General features: G+C 66.2%; 15 protein-coding genes and 3 tRNA genes. All 18 read left to right on the forward strand.

The features are described from left to right. Positions 1–7 precede the first annotated feature (7 nt). The 18 genes from astD (at position 8) to OMP44_RS05745 (ending at position 17,365) form a co-directional block, all read left to right on the forward strand. The gene (astD, locus tag OMP44_RS05660) at positions 8–1,471 is read left to right on the forward strand and encodes a succinylglutamate-semialdehyde dehydrogenase (RefSeq protein ID WP_280306931.1); all 1,464 of its coding nucleotides are present in this window, start codon (positions 8–10) and stop codon (positions 1,469–1,471) included. Further along, complete coding sequence (astB, locus tag OMP44_RS05665; protein ID WP_280306932.1) at positions 1,468–2,829, forward strand: N-succinylarginine dihydrolase; 1,362 nt, start codon at positions 1,468–1,470, stop codon at positions 2,827–2,829. Before astD ends, astB begins: the two co-directional genes overlap by 4 nt. A gap of 14 nt (positions 2,830–2,843) precedes the next feature. After that, positions 2,844–3,140, forward strand: a complete 297-nt coding sequence (locus OMP44_RS05670; protein WP_280306933.1) for a GTPase — start codon at positions 2,844–2,846, stop codon at positions 3,138–3,140. 200 nt (positions 3,141–3,340) lie between these two features. Further along, positions 3,341–4,348 carry a succinylglutamate desuccinylase gene (gene astE / locus OMP44_RS05675; RefSeq protein WP_187978879.1) on the forward strand — a complete coding sequence of 336 codons (1,008 nt, stop codon included), beginning with the start codon at positions 3,341–3,343 and terminating at the stop codon, positions 4,346–4,348. 11 nt (positions 4,349–4,359) lie between these two features. After that, a complete protein-coding gene (gene ltaE, locus OMP44_RS05680) occupies positions 4,360–5,358 on the forward strand; it encodes a low-specificity L-threonine aldolase (RefSeq protein WP_280306935.1) in 999 nt (332 codons plus the stop codon). A 185-nt stretch (positions 5,359–5,543) separates the two neighbouring features. Then, positions 5,544–8,168, forward strand: a complete 2,625-nt coding sequence (gene alaS / locus OMP44_RS05685; protein ID WP_273861154.1) for an alanine--tRNA ligase — start codon at positions 5,544–5,546, stop codon at positions 8,166–8,168. A 226-nt stretch (positions 8,169–8,394) separates the two neighbouring features. Next, complete coding sequence (locus OMP44_RS05690) at positions 8,395–9,630, forward strand: aspartate kinase (protein ID WP_133859548.1); 1,236 nt, start codon at positions 8,395–8,397, stop codon at positions 9,628–9,630. A gap of 156 nt (positions 9,631–9,786) precedes the next feature. Next, positions 9,787–9,972: a carbon storage regulator CsrA gene (gene csrA / locus OMP44_RS05695; protein ID WP_007159101.1), complete on the forward strand. Its 186-nt coding sequence runs from the start codon at positions 9,787–9,789 to the stop codon at positions 9,970–9,972. A 61-nt stretch (positions 9,973–10,033) separates the two neighbouring features. Next, a tRNA-Ser gene (locus tag OMP44_RS05700) sits at positions 10,034–10,124 on the forward strand. A gap of 106 nt (positions 10,125–10,230) precedes the next feature. Next, a tRNA-Arg gene (locus OMP44_RS05705) sits at positions 10,231–10,307 on the forward strand. Positions 10,308–10,367: 60 nt separating this feature from the next. Continuing rightward, positions 10,368–10,444: transfer RNA gene (locus tag OMP44_RS05710), tRNA-Arg, on the forward strand. Positions 10,445–10,585: 141 nt separating this feature from the next. Then, entirely contained in the window at positions 10,586–11,026 is a 441-nt protein-coding gene (locus OMP44_RS05715; RefSeq protein WP_158893939.1) for an acyl-CoA thioesterase, read from the forward strand. 2 nt (positions 11,027–11,028) lie between these two features. Beyond that, positions 11,029–12,027, forward strand: coding sequence for a tRNA dihydrouridine synthase (locus OMP44_RS05720; protein WP_187978883.1), 999 nt, complete (start codon positions 11,029–11,031; stop codon positions 12,025–12,027). Between the two features lie 153 nt (positions 12,028–12,180). Then, the gene (locus OMP44_RS05725; RefSeq protein ID WP_280306937.1) at positions 12,181–14,184 is read left to right on the forward strand and encodes an FUSC family protein; all 2,004 of its coding nucleotides are present in this window, start codon (positions 12,181–12,183) and stop codon (positions 14,182–14,184) included. Next, entirely contained in the window at positions 14,171–14,374 is a 204-nt protein-coding gene (locus OMP44_RS05730; RefSeq protein WP_042135685.1) for a DUF1656 domain-containing protein, read from the forward strand. Before OMP44_RS05725 ends, OMP44_RS05730 begins: the two co-directional genes overlap by 14 nt. Before the next feature lie 28 nt (positions 14,375–14,402). Then, complete coding sequence (locus tag OMP44_RS05735; RefSeq protein WP_280306940.1) at positions 14,403–15,305, forward strand: efflux RND transporter periplasmic adaptor subunit; 903 nt, start codon at positions 14,403–14,405, stop codon at positions 15,303–15,305. A 96-nt stretch (positions 15,306–15,401) separates the two neighbouring features. Further along, positions 15,402–15,713, forward strand: coding sequence for a DUF485 domain-containing protein (locus OMP44_RS05740; protein WP_133859542.1), 312 nt, complete (start codon positions 15,402–15,404; stop codon positions 15,711–15,713). Further along, positions 15,710–17,365, forward strand: coding sequence for a cation acetate symporter (locus tag OMP44_RS05745; protein WP_280306941.1), 1,656 nt, complete (start codon positions 15,710–15,712; stop codon positions 17,363–17,365). The genes OMP44_RS05740 and OMP44_RS05745 overlap by 4 nt, the downstream gene beginning before the upstream one ends. Positions 17,366–17,380 lie beyond the last annotated feature (15 nt).

A 17,380-nucleotide genomic window follows, 5' to 3' on the forward strand; every position in this document is an offset into this window, starting at 1 on the left:
AGACCCCATGGATAGCCTCTATATCGCTGGTCAGTGGTGCCCCGGACGTGGCGAGACCTTCACCTCGCTCGATCCCTACGCCGGTACCGCGCTGTGGCAGGGCGCGGCCGCGGACGCAGCGGACGTCGACCAGGCGATCGCCGCGGCACGCCAGGCCTTTCCCGCCTGGGAAAGGCGCGGCCAGGCCGCGCGCCTGGAGATCCTGCAGGCCTTCGCCCAGGCGCTGCAGCAACGCCGCTCCGAGCTGACCCGGGCCTTGGCCGAGGAAACCGGCAAGCCGCTGTGGGAGGCCGATACCGAGCTCGGCAGCATGATCGCCAAGGTGGCCATCTCCGCCCAGGCCGAAGCGGCCCGTAGTGGCGAGCGTTCGGCTAGCGTGGCGGACGCCCGCAGCGTCACGCGCCATCGACCGCACGGCGTCCTGGCGGTCTTCGGTCCCTACAATTTCCCCGGCCATCTGCCCAATGGCCATATCGTCCCGGCGCTGCTGGCTGGCAACACGGTGGTGTTCAAGCCCAGCGAGCTGACGCCGCGTTTCGCCGCCCTGACCCTGGAATGCTGGATCGCCGCCGGGCTGCCGGCCGGGGTGCTCAATCTCGTGCAGGGCGGTCGGACCACCGGCGAGGCCCTGGCCGCGCATCCGGGCCTGGACGGCATCCTCTTCACCGGCTCCAGCGCCACCGGTGCGGCGCTGCATCGTCTCAACGCGGACCGTCCGCAGCGACTGCTGGCGCTGGAGATGGGCGGCAACAATCCCCTGGTGGTGGCGCCGGTGGCCGATCTGGACGCCGCCGTGGTGACCATCGTCCAGTCGGCCTTCCTCTCCGCCGGGCAGCGCTGCACCTGCGCCCGCCGCCTGCTGGTACCCCAGGGGGCCTGGGGCGATGCCCTGCTGGCGCGCCTGGTGAGTGTCAGTGCCGGGCTCAGCACCGGTCCCTTCGACGCCGATCCGGCGCCCTTCATGGGCACCGTCATCTCTCTTGCCGCTGCCCAGGCCCTGCTGCAGACCCAGGCCCAGCGCCTGGCCCAGGGTGGCCGGGCACTGCTGGAGTTGCGGCAGCCGGAGCCCCAGCGAGCGCTGCTCACGCCGGGGATCATCGAGGTGTCGGGGATCGCCGACCTGCCCGATGAAGAAGTCTTCGGTCCGCTGTTGCAGGTCCAGCGCTATGGCGACTTCGACGAGGCGCTGGCGCTTGCCAACGCCACTCGCTTTGGCCTGGCGGCCGGCCTGCTGGCCGACGATCCGGTCCTCTACGAACGCTTCTGGCAAGGGGTGCGCGCCGGCATCGTCAACTGGAACCGGCCCCTGACCGGGGCGGCCAGTGCCGCCCCCTTCGGCGGCGTCGGTGCCTCGGGCAATCATCGACCCAGCGCCTATTACGCCGCGGACTACTGCGCCTTCCCGGTCGCCTCGCTGGAAAGTGACGCCCTGACCCTGCCTAGCCAACTGCCTCCAGGACTACAGCTATGAGTCAACTCGCCCCTGCCGCGCGGGAGGTCAATTTCGACGGCCTGGTCGGTCCGACCCACAACTATGCCGGCCTGTCCTACGGCAACGTGGCGTCCCAGGCCAGCAAGCAGCAGTGCTCGAATCCGCGCGAGGCCGCGCGCCAGGGCCTGGCCAAGATGCAGGCGCTGATGGAGCTGGGTTTCGAGCAGGGTGTGCTCGCCCCTCATGAAAGACCCGACATCGCCTCGCTGCGCCGCCTCGGGTTCGCCGGCAGCGATGCCCAGGTGCTGGAGAGTGCGGCGCGCGAAGCCTTGCCGCTGCTGCTCTCCGCCAGTTCCGCCTCGGCCATGTGGACAGCCAACGCCGCCACCGTCAGCCCCAGCGCCGACACCCGCGACGGCCGCGTGCATTTCACCCCAGCCAACCTGGCCTGCAAGTTTCACCGCAGCCTCGAACCCAGCACCACGGCGCGCATCCTCCAGGCGATGTTTCGCGATCCCGCGCGTTTCCAGCACCATGCGCCGCTACCCTCGGTGGCCCAGTTCGGTGACGAGGGCGCGGCCAACCACACCCGCTTCAGTCGCGACCACGGCGCCCCGGGCGTGGAATTCTTCGTCTTCGGTCGCAGCGCCTTCGATCCGCGCTATCCCGAGCCCCATCGCTATCCGGCGCGGCAGACCCTGGAAGCCTCCCAGGCCATCGCGCGTCTGCATGGCCTGAGCGAGGAGGGCGTGGTGTTCGCCCAGCAGAATCCGGCGGTGGTGGACCAGGGCGTCTTCCACAACGACGTCATCTCGGTGGGCAACGCCCAGGTGCTGTTCCACCATGAGGATGCCTTCCTCGACAGCGATCGCGTGCTCGACGAATTGCAAACCAAGCTCGCCCGACGCGGTGCCACCTTGCAACGCCTCTGCGTGCGGCGCAGCGAGATCAGCGTCGGCGACGCCGTGCGCTCCTATCTGTTCAACAGCCAGCTGCTGGATCGACCGGGGCAGGGCGCATTGCTGGTGGTGCCCGACGAGTGCCGACAGAATCCGCTGGTCTGGGACTATCTGCAGGCCCAGGTCGGCGGCGCAGGCCCGCTGGGTGAGGTCAAGGTCTTCGATCTCAAGCAGAGCATGCAGAACGGCGGTGGCCCCGCCTGCCTGCGCCTGCGCGTGTCGCTCACCGCCGACGAGCTGGCCGCGGTGAATCCGGGGGTGCGCTTTACCCCGGCGCTGCATGCCCAACTGCTCGACTGGGTGGATCGCTACTACCGAGACCGCCTGACACCTGCGGATCTCGCCGATCCCCATTTGCTGGGCGAGGTCCGCACCGCCCTCGACGAGTTGACCCAGTTGCTGGGCCTCGGCTCGGTCTATCCCTTTCAATTGCCCTGACCTCCGGAGCCCCCATGAGCTACCTTCTCGATCTCATCCTCGAACCCACCGCGGACGAGCAGCAGACGCTGCAGGTCCAGCGCCTGGCCATCCGCCTGGCCGGTCGCGACCTCTGGCTGGAAGCCGATGGCAGCGGCGGTCTCAGCATCTTCGCCGACTCCCAGGATGATGAGGAGCAGACCCCGGTCCTGGTACTGCGCCCCCAGGCCATCAATGCCCTGGGCCTGTCCATCGCCCTGGAGACCTTCGCCGACGAAGGCGATGAGAATCACGTGCATGACGCCGATTGCGGTTGCGGCCACGATCATTGAGTATCTAGTGTGGTGTTCCGGAAGTTCGCGCAAGAATTGGCGAGTGATTTTTGTCTCCGGGCAAGGCGCCGCGACGAGTCATAGCAGGGCTATGGCGAGGAGGGGCAACGTCGCTTGGGGACAAAAAGCGCCGCCAAAATTGTGTAGACAACTTCTGAAGCGCCACACTAGCCCCGACACGTCGCTCAGCGGAGTAGAGCATGCCTGCATCTGAACGTTATCGGTTGGCGCTTGGCCGCCTGCTGGACCTGACCCTGGCCGGCCGCGAGCCGACCGAGAAGATTCAACTGACTGCCGACGGCACCCGTCTCCACTGGTTGACCGAAGGCGTGCTGGAAGTCACCCCGCCGGTGGCGCGCGACAACCGCATGGACCTGCTGCTCTCCGCGGGTATCCATGGCAACGAGACGGCGCCCATGGAGCTGCTCGACGCGTTGCTCAGCGGCATCGCCAGCGGCGCCCTGCGCCCCGCCTGCCGTCTGCTGTTCATGTACGGCAATCCCGACGCCATGCGCCGGGGCACCCGCTATGTCGAGCAGGATCTGAATCGCCTCTTCAACGGCCGCCATGCCCAGGCCGAGGGCTCCGAGGCGCAACGCGCCAACGACCTGGAACGCCTGTCCGCGCAGTTCTTCAGCAAGCCCGATCGGGCGCGCCTGCATTACGACCTGCACACCGCACTGCGCGCCTCGGCGCTGCCGCGCTTCGCCCTCTATCCCTGGAGCGCCGGGCGCGAGCATTCGGAAGCCGAGCTGCAGCGCCTCGAAGCCGCCGGCATCGAGGCCGTGCTGCTCTACGACAAGCCGGGCATCACCTTCAGCGCCTACACCTACGCCGAATGCCAGGCCGAGGCCCTGACCCTGGAGCTGGGCCAGGCACGGCCCTTCGGCGAGAACAGCGAACTCGACCTGAGTCGCCTGCGCCTGCTGCTGGAAGCCCTGGTCGAAGGCCGCGAAGCCGAGTTGCCGCCACCGGATTCCGCGCTGCTGAGATTCCGCGTGGCGCGCCAGGTGTACAAGTCCAGTCCGCGCTTCCAGTTGCACCTGGCCGACGACGTGGCCAACTTCTCGCCGCTGCGCCAGGGTTCGCTGCTGGCCGAAGACGGCAGCGAGCGCTGGATCGTCGACGAAGCCGAGGCGCGCATCATCTTCCCCAATCCCAAGGTCGCCGTCGGCCTGCGGGCCGGACTCATCGTGGTCCCGGCATAAGGAGCGAACGCTTGATCGATCTGCGCAGCGACACCGTCACCCAGCCCACGCCGGCCATGCGCCAGGCCATGCTGGCCGCCGAACTCGGCGATGACGTCTACGGCGAAGACCCCACGGTCACTCGCCTGGAGCAACGTCTGGCAGGCGATCTCGGTCTGGAAGCAGGACTCTTCGTGCCCAGCGGTACCATGAGCAACCTGCTCGGCCTGCTGGCGCACTGCGAGCGGGGCGACGAATACCTGGTCGGCCAGCAGGCCCATACCTACAAGTACGAGGGCGGCGGCGCCGCCGTGCTCGGTTCCATCCAGCCGCAGCCCATCGAGATGGCCGCCGACGGCAGTCTCGACCTCGACCTGGTGCGCAGCTACATCAAGGCCGATGACTTCCATTTCGCCCGCACCCGGCTGCTGGCGCTGGAAAACACCATGCACGGCAAGGTCCTGCCACTGGCCTATCTGGCGGCGGCGCGGGCCTTCACCCGGGAGCACGGCCTGGCCCTGCACCTGGATGGCGCGCGGCTGTACAACGCCGCGGTCAAGCTCGGCGTACCGGTGCGCGAGATCAGCCAGCATTTCGACTCGGTGTCGGTCTGCCTGTCCAAGGGCCTCGGCGCCCCGGTGGGTTCGGTGCTCTGCGGCGAGGCCGCGCTCATCGCCAAGGCGCGGCGCTGGCGCAAGGTGGTGGGCGGTGGCATGCGCCAGGCCGGCATCCTCGCGGCCGCCGGCCTGCATGTCCTCGATCACCAGGTCGAGCGGCTGGCCGAGGACCACGCCCACGCGGCGCAACTCGGCACCGCCCTGGCCGAGCTCGGCTATCAGGTGGAGCCGGTGCAGACCAACATGGTCTATCTCGCCCTGGGCGACGAGGCGCCCGCGCTGCATGCCTTCCTGGCCGAGCGTGGCATCCGCATCAGTCTGGCAGCACGCCTGCGGCTGGTCACCCATCTGGACGTCAGCGCCGCCGATATCGAGGCGGTCATCGCCGCTTTCTCCGCCTACCGCCGCCGCTAAGTCTTCCGACGACGTTTTTCCTGCGCAACCGGGGCGACACCGGGGCGCGGGCGTCGATATACTCCCAGACATGCGTGTCCGTTTTCCGCACGTGCCGCGTCTGCGGCGCCCGCTCCGTTCGTCTCGTCTGCGATCCAGTCGGATGCCCGTCACGCGCGTCGAAAAGCCCATTGTCTGGAATGAATATGAAAAGCGCCGAAATCCGTGAAGCCTTCCTCCGCTTCTTCGAAGAGAAGGGGCACACCCGGGTCGCCTCCAGTTCGCTGATCCCCGCGAACGATCCGACCCTGCTGTTCACCAACGCCGGGATGAACCAGTTCAAGGACTGCTTCCTCGGCATGGAAAAGCGCAGCTACACCCGTGCCGCCACCAGCCAGAAGTGCGTGCGCGCGGGCGGCAAGCACAACGACCTGGAGAACGTCGGCTACACGGCGCGTCACCACACCTTCTTCGAGATGCTGGGCAACTTCAGCTTCGGCGACTACTTCAAGCGCGACGCCATCACCTTCGCCTGGGAATTCCTCACCTCGCCCCAGTGGCTGGGTCTGCCCCGGGAAAAGCTCTGGGTCACCGTCTATGCCACCGATGACGAGGCCTATGACATCTGGACCAAGGAAGTCGGGGTGCCCGAGGCGCAGATGGTGCGCATCGGCGACAACAAGGGCGCGCCCTATGCCTCGGACAACTTCTGGACCATGGGCGACACCGGTCCCTGCGGCCCCTGCACCGAAATCTTCTTCGACCATGGCGCCGAGATCTGGGGTGGCCCGCCCGGCTCCCCGGAAGAAGACGGCGATCGCTACATCGAAATCTGGAACAACGTCTTCATGCAGTTCAACCGCACCGCCGATGGCGTCCTGCATCCGCTGCCGGCGCCCAGCGTCGACACCGGCATGGGCCTGGAGCGGGTCAGCGCGGTGCTGCAGCACGTGCATTCGAACTACGAGATCGACCTGTTCCAGCAACTCCTGGCGGCCTCGGCCGAGGCCATCGGCTGCGCCAATGACGACGCCCCGTCGCTCAAGGTGGTGGCCGACCACATTCGCTCCTGCAGCTTCCTGATCGCCGACGGCGTGCTGCCGTCCAATGAAGGCCGCGGCTACGTGCTGCGGCGCATCATTCGCCGCGCCTGCCGTCATGGCAACAAGCTGGGCGCCAAGGGCACCTTCTTCCACAGGATCGTCGCCGCCCTGGTGGCCGAGATGGGCCAGGCCTATCCCGAGCTGGTCCAGCAGCAGGCGCACATCGAGCGCGTGCTGCGCACCGAGGAAGAGCAGTTCGCCAAGACCCTGGAGCAGGGTCTGAAGATCCTCGAGCAGGATCTGGCGCAACTGCAGGGCGACACCATCCCCGGTGACGTGGTGTTCAAGCTCTATGACACCTACGGCTTCCCGGTCGACCTGACCAACGACATCGCCCGCGAGCGCAACCTCAACCTCGACGAGGCCGGTTTCGAGCGCGAGATGGAAGCCCAGCGCGAGCGCGCCCGTTCCGCCAGTGCCTTTGGTGTGGATTACAACAGCCTGGTCAAGGTCGAGGGCGAAACCCGCTTCCTCGGCTACGACACCACCAGCGCCTCGGGCACCATCGTCGCCCTGTACCGTGCCGGTCAGCCGGTGGACAGCCTGGCCGAAGGCGAGGAGGGCGTGGTCATCCTCGACCAGACGCCGTTCTACGGTGAATCCGGTGGCCAGGTCGGTGATACCGGTACCCTGGAAAGCGCCGGCGTCGGCTTTGCCGTGCGCGACACCACCAAGACCCAGGGCGCCTTCCTGCACCATGGCGTGGTGACCAGGGGCAGCCTCAACGTCGGCACCGCGCTCATGGCCCAGGTCGACGCCAGCCGTCGCCAGGGCATCGCCCTGAACCACTCCGGTACCCACCTGCTGCACGCCGCGCTGCGCCAGGTGCTGGGCGATCATGTCCATCAGAAGGGCTCCCTGGTCAACGACCAGCGCCTGAGATTCGACTTCAGCCACTTCGAGGCCATCAAGCCCGAGGAGCTCAAGCGCATCGAGACCATCGTCAACGAAGAGATCCGCAAGAACAGCGCGGTGACCACCGAGGTCATGGCCATCGACGAAGCCAAGGCCCGCGGCGCCATGGCGCTGTTCGGCGAGAAGTACGGCGACGTGGTGCGCGTGGTCGGCATGGGCGGTGAGTTCTCCGTCGAGCTGTGCGGCGGCACCCACGTGGCCCAGACCGGCGACATCGGCCTGCTCAAGCTGGTCAGCGAAGGCGGCGTGGCCTCCGGCGTGCGCCGCGTGGAGGCCATCACCGGCACCGCGGCCCTGGCCTACCTCAATGGCGCCGAGGAGCAGCTGCGCGAAGCCGCCAGCCTGCTCAAGGGCAGTCGCGACAACGTGCTGGACAAGCTGGCCGCGCTGGTCGAGCGCAATCGTCAGCTGGAAAAGGAAATCGAGCAGCTCAAGGCCAAGGCCGCCAGTGCCTCGGCCGGTGACCTGGTGGACCAGGCGCAGGACGTCAAGGGCGCCAAGGTGCTCACCGCGCGCCTCGACGGTCTCGACGGCAAGGCGCTGCTGGCGCTGGTCGACCAGCTCAAGAACAAGCTCGGCAGCGGCATGATCCTGCTGGGTGGCGAAGCCGACGGCAAGGTGGTGCTGGTGGCCGGCGTCACCGCCGACCTGACCGCCAGGCTCAAGGCCGGCGAGCTGATGAAGCGCGCCGCGGCCGTGGTCGGTGGCAAGGGCGGCGGTCGTCCGGACATGGCCCAGGGCGGCGGCACCGATGCCAGCCAGCTCGAAGCGGCCCTGGCCTGTGCCGGCCAGTACGCCGAGGAAAGCCTATAGGAGCCATAATCTCGCGAGCTAGAGCCAAACAAGGCGGAAGTGCTTGAGGAAGCGGATCGGACTCGCGTTCGAGTTTACGAATGGTAAATGAGCATTCCGAAAGCAATCCCAACGCCGTTTGGCCGACGCGCAGCAGATTATGAACGGGCTCGGGTCGCCGGGGAGGGCGGCCCGCTTCCTCCCTCAACAACTTGAATCAGATTTTTCTGCGGACGGGCAGCAAGCAATGGCATTGATCGTACAGAAATTCGGCGGTACCTCGGTGGGTACGGTGGAGCGTATCGAGCAGGTCGCCGACAAGGTGAAACGCTTCCATGAGGCAGGCGACCAGATCGTGGTGGTGGTGTCGGCCATGAGCGGCGAGACCAATCGCCTGATCGGCCTCGCCAAGCAAATCATGGAGCAACCCGATCCGCGCGAGCTGGATGTCATGGTTTCCACCGGCGAGCAGGTCACCATCGGCCTGCTGACCATGGCGCTGCTCAAGCGCGGCGTCCAGGCGGTTTCCTACACGGGCAGCCAGGTGCGCATCCTTACCGACAGCGCGCACACCAAGGCACGCATCCAGCAGATCGACGACGCCCGCATCCGCGCCGACCTCAAGGCGCGCAAGGTCGTGGTCGTGGCCGGCTTCCAGGGTGTCGACGAGCAGGGCAACATCACCACCCTGGGCCGTGGTGGCTCCGACACCACCGGCGTGGCCCTGGCGGCCGCGCTGAAGGCCGATGAGTGCCAGATCTACACCGACGTCGACGGCGTCTACACCACCGATCCGCGCGTGGTGCCCCAGGCCCAGCGCCTGGACAAGATCACCTTCGAGGAAATGCTGGAAATGGCCAGCCTCGGCTCCAAGGTGCTGCAGATCCGCTCGGTGGAATTCGCCGGTAAATACAACGTGCCGCTGCGCGTGCTGCACAGCTTTCAGGAGGGTCCGGGCACCCTCATTACCCTTGATGAAGAGGAATCCATGGAACAGCCGATCATCTCCGGCATCGCCTTCAACCGTGACGAAGCCAAGCTGACCATTCGCGGTGTGCCGGATACCCCCGGCGTGGCCTTCAAGATCCTCGGCCCGATCAGCGCGGCCAACATCGAAGTCGACATGATCGTGCAGAACGTCGCGCACGATAACACCACCGACTTCACCTTCACCGTGCACCGCAACGACTACCAGGCGGCCCTGGAGATCCTCAAGCGCACCGGCGTCGAGATCGGTGCCCGGGAGTCCGTCGGCGACACCAAGATCGCCAAGGTCTCCATCGTTGGCGTGGGCATGAGATCCCATGCCGGTGTGGCCAGCCAGATGTTCGAAGCCCTCGCCAAGGAGAGCATCAACATCCAGATGATCTCCACCTCCGAGATCAAGGTATCGGTGGTCATCGAGGAGAAATACCTCGAACTGGCCGTCCGTGCCCTGCATACCGCTTTCGAGCTCGACGCCCCCGCACGCGGCGCCGAGTGACCGGTCAGATGAGGTCCCTGCCACAGGGACCTCATCTGACGCGGGTTCTACGGAACTTTACTTGCATGGACAGAGGTCAATAGCGACTAGAAGGTCCATTCAGGGATCGTTTCGGTTCATACGTGCAGACTGAGTTAAAAGCTTAAGGAGAATGGAATGCTTATTTTGACTCGTCGGGTTGGTGAGACCCTGATGGTGGGTGATGAAGTCACCGTGACGGTACTGGGAGTCAAGGGCAACCAGGTCCGCATCGGCGTCAATGCACCCAAGGAAGTCGCGGTTCATCGCGAGGAAATCTATCAGCGCATCCAGAAGGAAAAGGACCAAGAACCAAACCACTGATTTTTTTTGAATTTTTCTCTTTGCAAACGGGCAAACCTTCGATATAGTTTCGCCCCGTTGCGGTGAGGTGGCCGAGTGGCCGAAGGCGCTCCCCTGCTAAGGGAGTACACCTCAAAAGGGTGTCGAGGGTTCGAATCCCTCCCTCACCGCCATTTGCTTCAAACTGGCTCCGCTGTACTGACCGATTGGTAAGTACCTGATAAACAAGCAAATTTGCTTGACACGTCAGAAACGGAAGCTAGAATACGCAGCTTCAACGCACTCGTAGCTCAGCTGGATAGAGTACTCGGCTACGAACCGAGCGGTCGGAGGTTCGAATCCTCCCGAGTGCGCCAAATCGACGAAGCCTCTGGCTTCAGCAGTACCAGCGGTGTCCTGGTTAAACTCACCGAAACGCACTCGTAGCTCAGCTGGATAGAGTACTCGGCTACGAACCGAGCGGTCGGAGGTTCGAATCCTCCCGAGTGCGCCAAACATGAAGAAGGGCCTGCAGCGATGCAGGCCCTTTTTTATTGCCCGTGGATTCGTGCCAGTATCCGCGACCGGTGACCTGACCGGTTTCGTATCGGTCCGGCTTCCCGTCTTTCGACCTTGCCCGCGAGAGGGTCTCTTCATGCAGTGGGACAGACCGACTCCCCATCTCCTGCCGCTGCGCATCGGCGCCGAGCACATCGACGGCCTGGGCCATGCCAACAACGCCGTCTACGTCAGCTGGCTAGAACAGTGCGCCTGGCAGCACTCGGCGGCCCTGGGTCTGGATCTGGCCACCTTCCAGCGCCTGGATCGCGCCATGGCCGTGGTGCGCCACGAGATCGACTACCTCAGCAGTGGCTACCAGGATGATGAGCTGGTGCTGGGCACCTGGCTGGTGGACTGGGATCGACGCCTGCGCATGACCCGGCAATTCCAGCTGCAGCGCCCCGCCGATGGCGTGACCCTGCTGCGCGCCCGGACGACCTTCGTCTGCATCGAGCTGTCCTCCGGCAAACCCAGGCGCATGCCACCCGAATTCCTGGTTGGCTATGGCCAGGCGCTCCCTGGCGAGGACCTCTGAGCATGGAGATCGCCCTGGCGCCCATGGAGGGTCTCGTCGACGACATCCTGCGCGAACTGCTGACCGAGGTGGGTGGACTCGACTGGTGCGTGAGCGAATTCATCCGCGTCTGTGATCGGCTGCTGCCGGCGGCGGCCTTCGCCAAGCTGGCACCGGAGCTGGAGGAGGGCGCGCGCACGCCATCCGGTACGCCCATGCGGGTGCAACTGCTGGGCTCGGATCCGGCCTGCCTGGCGGACAACGCGGCCTTTGCCTGCACCCTGGGCGCGCCAGTGATCGATCTCAACTTCGGCTGCCCGGCCAAGACCGTCAACAAGTCCCGCGGCGGAGCGGTGCTGCTCAAGGAGCCGGAGCTGCTCAACCGCATTGTCGAGAGCGTGCGCCAGGCCGTTCCGGCGCACATTCCGGTCACCGCCAAGATGCGCCTGGGCTATGACAGCCCGAACGGCGCCCTGGCCTGCGCCGAGGCGCTGGCGGAGGGGGGCGCGGCGCAACTGGTGGTCCATGCGCGGACCAAGGTCGAGGGTTATCGTCCGCCGGCGCACTGGGAGTGGGTGGCGCGGGTGGCTGACCGGGTGTCCGTGCCGGTGCTGGCCAATGGCGAGATCTGGACCCTGGACGACTACTGGCGCTGTCGCAGCGTCAGCGGCCAGGCCTCGGTGATGCTGGGGCGCGGTCTGGTCTCGCGACCGGACCTGGCGCTGCAGATCGCCGCTGCCGTACGCGGAGAAGAAGCCGTCCCGCAGAGCTGGGCCGAGATCCTGCCGCGGGTGCAGCGCTTCTGGAGCATGGCGCAACGCAAGCTGGCACCGCGCTATGCCCCGGGACGCCTCAAGCAGTGGCTTGGCATGCTGACGCGCAGCTATCCCGAGGCTGCGGCCCTGTTCGCCCAGGTGCGGCGCGAATCCGATTGCGCCCTGATCGACCGCCTGCTTGGCATGACCGGACAAAACCCGGCAAACCTTGATCTCGATCAAGAGCGGCGGCTGCAACTCGGCTAGTCTGCAGGGAGTGGTGACGACGGAGCGTCGTCGCTCGAGCACGCAAGGCACTTCAGGCGACCCCGGGTCGCCTTTTTTTCGTCCGGCATAACCGCTGGAACTTCGCCTGGGCCGCGCGGCCTATGCTGGATCCCCCGCAATCCAAGAGCCGACGTGCGTCTACCCTGGACGGTCTTTCTCGCTCCCACGCCGACGGCGCTCCTCTTTGCCGGCAAGACCCTGTTCGCCGCCGGACTGGCGCTCTGGCTGGCCTTTCGCTTCAGTCTCGAACAACCGGTCTGGGCCTGCATGACAGTGATGATCGTCTCCCAGCCGCTGTCCGGCATGGTGCTGGCCAAGGGATTGTTCCGCCTGCTCGGCACCCTCGTCGGCACCTGCATGGCGGTGGTGCTGATGGGCTTCTTCGCCCAGACGCCCTGGCTGTTCCTGCTCGCGCTGGCCGGCTGGATGGCGCTGTGCACGGCGGCCTCGACCCTGCTGCGCAATCACGTCGCCTATGGCTTCGTGCTGGCCGGCTATACGGTCGCCATCATCGGCCTGCCCGCCATCGCCCATCCGCTGACGGTGTTCGACCAGGCGGTGGCCCGCTGTACCGAGATCTGCCTGGGTATCGTCGTGGCCTCGGCGGTGAGTGCGCTGTTCTGGCCGCAACGGGTGGAGCAGAATCTGGCCGTCCAGGCACGCCGCACCTGGGAACAGGGCGTGGCTGCCGCCCGGGCGGAGCTGGCCGAGGCCCAGGATGCAACCCAGGGACTGCTGGCCATGCTCGGTCAGGTGGTGGCGGTGGATGCCCAGCGCGATCACGCCTGGTTCGAAGGCCAGCGCGGCCGGCAGCGCGCCAGGGCGTTGCGGCTGCTGTCGCGGGACCTGCTCAGCCTGTTGCGGACCGCTCGCGGCGCCATGCGCCAGTGGCGTGGCCTGGACGAGCCGCGGAGGGCCGTCTTGCAGCCCTGGCGCGACGAACTGCTCACGACCCTGGCAGACCCCCAGGCTCCGGCCCTGGAAGCCCTCCTGCAGCGTCTGCGAGAGGCTGCCGGCAGCTCGCCGCAACTCGACAACGACCAGCGCTACCTGCTGGCCCGTTTCGCCATCCTGCTGGACAAGATCCTGCTCGCCGGCCGCGCTCTGGACAGCGTCCATACGGCCCGGCTCAGCGCCGTGGCGCCTTCGGCGCTGGCCCGCCATCGCGATGTCCAGACGGCGCTGCTCTATGGCCTGCGCAGCGCCTGTGCATTGCTGGCCGTGGGGGTGTTCTGGCTGGCCAGTGCCTGGCCGTCCGCGCCGGGCGCCATGCTGATGGCCGGCGTCATCTGCAGCCTGTTCGCCAATCGCGACAACGCCGCCGCCATCGGCCTCGGTTTCCTGCGGGGCATTCTCTATGCGGCGCCGGTCGCCATCCTGATCAGCCAGGTGCTGCTGCCGCAGATCAGCGGCTATCCGCTGCTGTGCCTGGTGCTGGGGGTGCCGCTGTTTTTTGCCGCCCTGGGGATGGCCGGGCCTCCCAGCGTGGTGGGGACAGCGACGGCCTTCGCCATCCATCTGCTGGTGCTGGTCTCGCCCAACAACCACGGCCAGGTGGAGATGGGTGCCTTGCTCAACCAGCTGCAGAGTCTGCTGATCGGCGTCGGTTCGGCCGTGCTCATGTTCCGGCTGATCAGTCTGCGCACGCCGCGGCGCACCAGTCGCCGGATCCTCGAGGCCACCACCCACGACCTGCAGCGGCTGACCACGGTCCCCCTGGCCAATGCCGAGACCTGGTTCGGCGGGCGGATGGCGGATCGCCTGCTGCTGCTGGCGCGGCATATCGAGCAGTTGTCGGCCAGCGAACGCGGCCGCTGGGAGCGGGGCCTGCTGGCGCTCGATCTGGGCAACGAGCTGCTGCACCTGCGCGCCTGCCTGGCAAGTGCCCGGGGCGAAGTGGCAGGGGCGCGGGATGCCTTTCTCGGGCGCTTCGCCGAGCAACTGGCGGTCGGCTTCGATGACCTGCAGCCGGACGCGCTGGATACGGCGGCGGAGCGCCTGCGCCGGGCGCTGGGCCAGGCCCCCGACGATGAACCGCATCGTCTGGCGCGCGGCGCCATCGGCCAGCTCCAGCAGACCTGGCGTGGCTGTTGTCTGAAAGCAGTAGCGGAGGAGGGCGCGGATGAATCTGCATGAATGGGCCATCGGCGGGGTCTATCTGGGGCCGCTGTTCGTCTATGGCGTTCTGGCGCTGCTGCTGACGGCGCTGTCGCTGTGGCTGCTGCAGCGCAGCGGCCTCGGCCGCCATCTGTGGCACAGCGCCCTGTTCGGCTGTGCGCTGTTCGTGCTCTGGCTGGCCGGCCTCGTCGCCGTCCTGGCCACCTGAGCCCCCTGACAAGAGGATCCCCAAGGCGATGCACAAGACCCTGCGTGTGGCGATAACCCTGAGCGTGGTACTGCTCGCCATCCTGGCCGGTACCTGGCTGTGGCATTTCTATCTCTACACCCCCTGGACCCGCGATGCGCGGGTACGGGCGGACGTGGTGGTGGTGGCGCCCGACGTGTCGGGCTGGGTGACGCGCCTGGCAGTGGTGGACAACCAGCTGGTAAAGCGCGGCGGTCTGCTCCTGCAGATCGACCAGCAGCGCTATCAGGCCAATCTCGACCATGCCAAGGCGGTGGCCGATACGCGCCAGCAGCAACTGCGTCTGCGCGAAAGCGAGGCGGCCCGGCGCCAACGTCTGGGTACCAGTGCCATCAGCGCGGAGGACCGCGAGACCGCCCAGGTCAATGTCGCCGTCGCCCGCAGCCAGTACCAGGAAGCCCTGAGCGACGTGAACCTGGCCCAGATCAACCTGGATCGCAGCCGGGTGCTGGCGCCGCGGGAGGGGCGGATCACCAACCTCAGATTCGCCGAGGGCAACTATGTGCAGACCGGCCAGGCGGTGATGGCGCTGGTGGATACCCGTTCCTTCTACGTCATGGCCTATTTCGAGGAAACCAAGATCCCCCATATCCACCCCGGCGCTGCGGTACGGGTGCGCCTGATGAACCAGGCAGCGCCGCTGCAGGGACGGGTGGCGAGCATCAGCAGCGGCATCACCGATCGCAATGCGGCCAATGATGCCCAGTTGCTGGCCAACGTCGAGCCGACCTTCAACTGGGTACGCCTGGCGCAGCGCATTCCGGTGCGCATCGAACTGCTCGACGTACCGGCGGATATCCACCTCAGTGCGGGGATGACAGCGAGCGTTTCAGTGCTCGATGGCGAGGGTCACCACCCGTTGCAGGGCTGGCGTCGCCTCTGGGATTACTGAGGTCTGGAGGGGTACGACTAAAGTCGTCTGGAAGCCTTACCGGGCGGGCCTAGAGTAGAGCTCGACGCTCCCGTCATGCTGTAAGGAACAACAATAATGAATGACAGCACCTACCGGCGGATTGAAGCCAGTCCGCGTTTCCAGGAGCTGGTGGCGAAACGCGGGCGATTCGCCTGGACGCTTTCGGCCATCATGCTCGGACTCTATTCCGCCTTCATCCTCCTGATCGCCTTCGCCCCCAAGGTCCTCGGCACCCGTATCCATGCGGAGACCGCCATGACCTGGGGCATTCCCCTGGGCGTCGGTCTGATCCTTTCGGCCTTCGTCCTGACCGGTATCTATGTACGCCGGGCCAATGGCGAATTCGATCGGCTCAACGCGGAAATCCTCCGGGAGGTGCAGCCATGAAACGTCTTTCCCTGACCGCCGCGCTGCTGGCCCTCTCGCCTTCGCTCTGGGCCGCCGATGCCATCAGCGGCGCGGTCCAGCGCCAACCCCTGAACGTCTCCGCCATCCTGATGTTCGTGGCCTTCGTCGGGGCCACCCTGGGCATCACTTACTGGGCCTCGAAACGCAATCGCTCTGCCGCGGACTACTACGCCGCCGGTGGACGCATCACCGGTTTCCAGAACGGCCTGGCGATCGCCGGTGACTACATGTCGGCCGCCTCCTTCCTGGGCATTTCCGCCCTGGTGTTCACCTCCGGCTACGACGGCCTGATCTACTCCATCGGCTTCCTGGTGGGCTGGCCGATCATCCTGTTCCTGATCGCCGAGCGCCTGCGCAACCTGGGCAAGTACACCTTCGCCGACGTGGCCTCCTATCGCCTCAAGCAGAAGGACATCCGTACCCTGTCCGCCTGCGGGTCGCTGGTGGTGGTCGCCCTCTACCTGATCGCCCAGATGGTCGGTGCCGGCAAGCTGATCCAGCTGCTGTTCGGCCTGGACTACAGCATCGCCGTGGTGCTGGTGGGTATCCTGATGGTGCTCTATGTGCTCTTCGGCGGCATGCTGGCCACCACCTGGGTACAGATCATCAAGGCAGTGCTGCTGCTGTCCGGTGCCACCTTCATGGCCTTCATGGTGATGAAGCACGTCGGCTTCGACTTCAACCGCCTGTTCGCCGAAGCCATCGCCGTGCACCCGAAAGGCGAGGCCATCATGAGTCCCGGCGGTCTGGTGAAGGATCCGATCTCGGCCTTCTCCCTGGGCCTGGCGCTGATGTTCGGCACCGCCGGTCTGCCGCACATCCTGATGCGCTTCTTCACCGTGGGCGACGCCAAGGAAGCCCGCAAGAGCGTGTTCTACGCCACCGGCTTCATCGGCTACTTCTACATCCTGACCTTCATCATCGGCTTTGGCGCCATCCTGCTGGTCAGCACCAACCCGGCGTTCAAGGACGCCGCCGGCGCCCTGCTGGGTGGCAACAACATGGCGGCGGTGCACCTGGCCAACGCCGTGGGCGGCAGCATCTTCCTGGGCTTCATCTCGGCGGTAGCCTTCGCCACCATCCTCGCGGTGGTCGCCGGTCTGACCCTGGCCGGTGCCTCGGCGGTCTCCCATGACCTCTACGCCAGCGTGATCAAGCAGGGCAAGGCCAACGAGAAGGACGAGATCCGCGTCTCCAAGATGACCACCGTGGCGCTGGGCGTGGTCGCCATCGCCCTGGGCATCCTCTTCGAGAAGCAGAACATCGCCTTCATGGTGGGCCTGGCGTTCTCCATCGCCGCCAGCTGCAACTTCCCCATCCTGCTGCTCTCGATGTACTGGAAGCGGCTGACCACCCGGGGCGCCATGATCGGTGGCTGGCTCGGCCTGATCACCGCCGTTGCCCTGATGGTGCTTGGCCCGACCATCTGGGTGACCATCCTCGGTCATGCCAAGCCGATCTACCCCTATGAATACCCGGCGCTGTTCTCCATCGCCGTGGCCTTCATCGGTATCTGGTTCTTCTCCATCACCGACAAGTCGGCGGCTGCCGAAGAAGAGCGCGCGCGCTTCTATCCGCAGTTCGTCAGATCCCAGACTGGTCTGGGCGCCAGCGGTGCCGTCTCGCACTGACGGACACCGGCACAA

The organism is Pseudomonas flavocrustae (genome assembly GCF_029872515.1).
Lineage (GTDB): Bacteria > Pseudomonadota > Gammaproteobacteria > Pseudomonadales > Pseudomonadaceae > Chryseomonas > Chryseomonas aestiva.

Coding starts and splice junctions, on each gene's coding strand:
- astD (WP_280306931.1), top strand. CDS start 8: ATGGATAGCCTCTATATCGCTGGTCAGTGGTGCCCCGGACGTGGCGAG.
- astB (WP_280306932.1), top strand. CDS start 1,468: ATGAGTCAACTCGCCCCTGCCGCGCGGGAGGTCAATTTCGACGGCCTG.
- OMP44_RS05670 (WP_280306933.1), top strand. CDS start 2,844: ATGAGCTACCTTCTCGATCTCATCCTCGAACCCACCGCGGACGAGCAG.
- astE (WP_187978879.1), top strand. CDS start 3,341: ATGCCTGCATCTGAACGTTATCGGTTGGCGCTTGGCCGCCTGCTGGAC.
- alaS (WP_273861154.1), top strand. CDS start 5,544: ATGAAAAGCGCCGAAATCCGTGAAGCCTTCCTCCGCTTCTTCGAAGAG.
- OMP44_RS05690 (WP_133859548.1), top strand. CDS start 8,395: ATGGCATTGATCGTACAGAAATTCGGCGGTACCTCGGTGGGTACGGTG.
- csrA (WP_007159101.1), top strand. CDS start 9,787: ATGCTTATTTTGACTCGTCGGGTTGGTGAGACCCTGATGGTGGGTGAT.
- OMP44_RS05715 (WP_158893939.1), top strand. CDS start 10,586: ATGCAGTGGGACAGACCGACTCCCCATCTCCTGCCGCTGCGCATCGGC.
- OMP44_RS05720 (WP_187978883.1), top strand. CDS start 11,029: ATGGAGATCGCCCTGGCGCCCATGGAGGGTCTCGTCGACGACATCCTG.
- OMP44_RS05730 (WP_042135685.1), top strand. CDS start 14,171: ATGAATCTGCATGAATGGGCCATCGGCGGGGTCTATCTGGGGCCGCTG.
- OMP44_RS05735 (WP_280306940.1), top strand. CDS start 14,403: ATGCACAAGACCCTGCGTGTGGCGATAACCCTGAGCGTGGTACTGCTC.
- OMP44_RS05740 (WP_133859542.1), top strand. CDS start 15,402: ATGAATGACAGCACCTACCGGCGGATTGAAGCCAGTCCGCGTTTCCAG.
- OMP44_RS05745 (WP_280306941.1), top strand. CDS start 15,710: ATGAAACGTCTTTCCCTGACCGCCGCGCTGCTGGCCCTCTCGCCTTCG.